Annotated in this window: 2 protein-coding genes and 1 pseudogene; 1 reads left to right on the forward strand and 2 read right to left on the reverse strand. The window is 37.7% G+C overall.

Annotated elements, in window-relative coordinates; translation table 11 throughout:
• Positions 1 to 138, reverse strand: a pseudogene (locus C200_RS14250) (IS6 family transposase); the annotation flags it as partial.
• Between the two features lie 55 nt (positions 139 to 193).
• Between C200_RS14250 and C200_RS09605 the strand changes: the two are divergent.
• Entirely contained in the window at positions 194 to 850 is a 657-nt protein-coding gene (locus C200_RS09605; protein ID WP_144019196.1) for a DUF6399 domain-containing protein, read from the forward strand.
• Positions 851 to 882: 32 nt separating this feature from the next.
• Here the strand turns inward: C200_RS09605 and C200_RS09610 are convergent, their stop codons facing one another.
• Positions 883 to 4167: an autotransporter outer membrane beta-barrel domain-containing protein gene (locus C200_RS09610; protein ID WP_161625474.1), complete on the reverse strand. Its 3285-nt coding sequence runs from the start codon at positions 4165 to 4167 to the stop codon at positions 883 to 885.
• Positions 4168 to 4417: the final 250 nt, after the last annotated feature.

The following is a 4417-nucleotide window of genomic DNA, read 5'->3' on the forward strand; positions in this document are numbered from 1 at the left end:
TTCAGCTGCTATTTCTTTGAGATCACGGTAAGATAAGGCATAGCGGCCATACCAACGCACCAGCCAAAGAATGATCTCACCGGAATAATGCTTCCATTTAAAGGGTTGATTCTTCTTAAATCGTTTACGTTTTACCACAGCAATTCACTCTTAACTTCCGTTGATTGCTACACCCTACTCAAATCTAAATTTTTTGCAACAGTGCCCAACTTTAAATCAAAGCTTTAATGATATTGAATCTACTGCAGATACCGAACTAAAGGAAACTGGCAAAGAAAAGATACAGAAATCAAAAAAATTGATTCCATCACTTGTGGGAACAATGTCATTTTATTTTGCAACAATTGGTGCGTGGATTTTATCCCTTGGTTTGGGTGACGACCTTGATTTAGTTATGCGAGAAATATTAATCCCAGTCGCATATCTAAGACAAGCGGAAAAGAAGGCTAAGGGAGCAGAAAACCGAGCACATATTAGGTCTGTAGCATATGAGCTTGAAACCAAGTTAAAAAAAAATAAAGCGTGGCTTGATCAGACTGAGGAAGACCAAAGAAAATTAAGAGCAGAAGCCCTTAACTGTGCCAATGTATTTCAACGATCGAGCTCTTGTGTAGAGGGTCGAAATGGCTACCTATCCCTCCGACATCATGGGCTACATAAAATTTCAGATCGGAAGTTAAAAGTATTAACGGTCCTACATAATTATTTTATAAAACGAGATGATGATACCACTGCGGCTGAAAGATTTTATGAGCAAAAACATAGAGATTTATTTGAGGAGCTTCTGAAGAATATGCCACATGCAAAGCGCTCTAGGAAGGCATTGCCGAGCATGTTGAAAGCGGCATAGTAGAGGGTTTGGGCCAACCCAGAGTCAAGGCCTTAAAATCTATATTTTGCTACCAAAGATACGACTTCTTTTCTTGAATTATCCCAGATAGAATTATACTCTAAATCTATTTCCATATTTTTTTTATACTCGTATTTTAAAGCTATTCCTAAATCATATTGGATTTTTTTAGTGTTTGCGGACTGCACTTGAATAAAGCCCGGAAAATCAACTGACGAGACATTCATACTATTCGGGTCGTTGAGTACTGAATATTGCACCCTCACACTTGCAGTAGGAGTTATAACACCATTAAGCAGGTTTATCCTTTTAGAAATTAAGAAACCGGCACCAAAGTTCAATTGATGCCATGTGTCAGATTGAACTGTTTGCCCACCTAAATTAAGGTAGCTCTCTTGGTAGTCATATCCCATGATCTGTATATAATCCATATCTAAAAGTAATGTTAAATCATAGCTATAAGAAGATTGATCATAAATATTGTAGAGTAGTTTACTATTAAACAACAGTGAATGATTTGAAAATGATGATTTGAATGAGTTTACGCTTTTAGATACATCGCGCCGCTCATTATCAAAGTCATTATAAAAATAAGACAAGCTCGCATAGTAATCAAAAGTCTTAAATGGCTTTTCTAAAAACAAGGTTAGACCATAAGAATTGCTTTTAATAGAAGAACCGGTAATTTTCGTAGAAAACTTATTCTCACTATAGCTAACAAAAAGACCAAACTTATCGATCGCATTATAATCTACACCAAAGGAGACCCCTTTAATCGAATGACTGTACCCATCATAACCTTCCACAGGATCCTCTTTTTCATGCGCCGCATATGCATCAATCCAAGGAGAAAACCGATCCACTGCCTTTGCTCCGGTACTTACTCCAGATTGAGAGGTACTCGAACCTGTACGGAACGTATTTTGTTTAGCAACAAGCACTTTATCTAAATAAACCGTATTAACATTTGAAGGAATGGATGTAAGTACAGGTGTTTTTTCAAGTACTCTTCTCCTTATATTCTCATCAGAATTACTATAAGTATTGGATAATCTATCAATGCTACCACATAGATTCGCTAACCCCCCTGTTCCTGCATCTTCAATAAAATCACAGGTGCTTTTTACTTTAGCAACCAATACAACACTACCACTGTTATCCCCTGAACCAGGTCTTGAAAAAAAATCAACTAATGGCAGTTGACTTACCATACTACCACTGCTATTAATATAGCTGATGTTGTTATTAAAATTAGTAGCTTCTAAATTATCGTGATTGCTCGAAGATATACCATTTAAAATAGGGTACTCTGTGCCATTTTTAGCAAATTGGTCAACATCTTCACTTCTAAGATCAATCACATAATTAATATATTTTTCACTGCCTCCAGTACTATTTACGATATTAATCGTAGATGACGTTGCTGTTAAAGCATAGAGCTTTGCACTGCCATCGTCATTATAAAAACCACTTTGAATGCTCGGAATACCATTGCTATTAATAGTAGCTGTAAAAGTTGTAACTTTTCTAGCTTTATTATCTTTTTCATTTAATATCAAGGAACTGTTTCCTATCGTGTTTATAGCGCCATCCACATCTGAGTTTAAATAAAGTGAGCCCATATTATTTAATTGAGTTACTTGAGCTTTCGAAAGTTGGTTATTTTTAATAGCATTCAAATAAAGAATGGCTCCCTGATTCACTGATAATGTTGTTGTATTTTCTATGGCTCCATTAATAGATATTCTATGACTATTCACATTAATGGTTTCTACATTCGCTATTGCAACTTCTTTGCTACAATTATTGCTTCCTAAAGTTGCAAAGCCACTAGCAAATTCACAATTTTCATTAATATATGCGGTAGATACTGAGTTAACTATATTGAGAGTATCTGTCCCCGTTCCTCCTTCAATTGAACCAACACTGCCTGCTTTAATTTCAAGTAAGTCATCACCTGCTCCTAAATTCGTTGTGCCAGATAATTCACTTGAATTTGTGACGATATCACTGCCTGCTCCAGTCAGTAGATTTTGTGATATTTCTCCACCCGTTAAGTTAGTTACTATATCATCACCAAAACCAAGGTCGATAGATTCTATCGTTCCTGAGTTTGTTAAGTTATCATCGCCTAGCCCTGTATAAGACACTCCAGAGATTACACCACTTTCATTATTGGTGATAACATCAGCTTGTAAGGAAGAAGAAAAGTCAATACCATTTGTAATTGAACCATCATTATTCACTTGGCTAATGATATTTGATCCTGGGACTTGATAAAGGCTAGCGCTTCTCATTCCCGCATTAACGCCTGTATCTCCAGGTGCTATGGTTGAGCCCTTATGCACATTTAATGTAACACTACCAATATTTCCAGCATCACCCAAAAATAAAACCATTCCCGCTCGATAAGAACCAATACCCCCTGGATTAGAAGGCGATGTACCGCCGCTCCCGCCTTTAACGGTTACTGGTATAATATTACCGTTAGCGTTTTTACCAATATCAAAAATCACTGTGCTATTTTTAGCTGGAGAGCTTAAATAAAAAGCCTCTTCTCCATCACCTGCATTACCTGAAGTACCAGAGCCTGTTGTAGAGCCACCATTACCACCATTACCACCTGTTAGATTCCCCGATACTAAAAAATGTGTTAACGTATTTTCAAATAAATTGGCAACAATTGCATTGTTACCGTTAGTTCCAACGCCACCACTACCTGTAACAAAGGTGGAATTACCACCATTTCCTCCAGATCCACCGATCATATTTCCAGAGATATTTACAGTGTTTTCTGTAAAATTAGACGAACTACTCCCTGCAAAGATGGTTAAATTAACAGCAGAGTTTGCCGATTGACTACTTCCAGAAATGCCATCACCGGTACTACTATCATCTCCAAAAGCATTAATTCCTCCAGTGGCATTAGATTTAATACTAATATTCGTGTACACATCCGCGTTCACACGAAGATCGACGGCAGCACCACCTCCACCATGAGTGGGACTAGTAATCGGACCAAGACCACGGCCTCCAGTCAAAGTTTTACCCACTCCTAAAGTAGCCAAATTCACATTAACATTGATATTTGTTGGATCCACTTGTGTGCCCGTATCTACCGTAATTTTCACTGTATCCTCAGCTTGTAATGTCACTCCAGCAGAATTTGATGTTTGAGAGTTTGAGTCAAAATCAATCGGCGATCTGCTTATCACTGTACTACCAAAAAGGCCAGACTCAGTCACAGTAACATCATCAGATACAGTTGCATCAATCACAGAGGTATTACTTGGTGCAGCATTGATAGAAATCAACACCTGAGAAACCCACAACAGTTTAGTTGTTGCAAAGAATAATTTATAGCTAGAGTTAAACATAATTTAGCAAACTAACAAAAATTTATAACTTAAATTAAACGTAGGTGAAAATTCAGTTTGGTGCAAACGCTGCGAGCCAAGGAGTGCAAGGCACGGGGTGAGTAGGCCGAGGTAGGTGAGGATTTTTAGCAGAGAGGAGTTGCGAAAGGCCGTAGGTCTGTAGCAAGCGTAACGAGGGCACTGTTGCGAA

Source organism: Piscirickettsia salmonis LF-89 = ATCC VR-1361, assembly GCF_000297215.2.
Lineage (GTDB): Bacteria > Pseudomonadota > Gammaproteobacteria > Piscirickettsiales > Piscirickettsiaceae > Piscirickettsia > Piscirickettsia salmonis.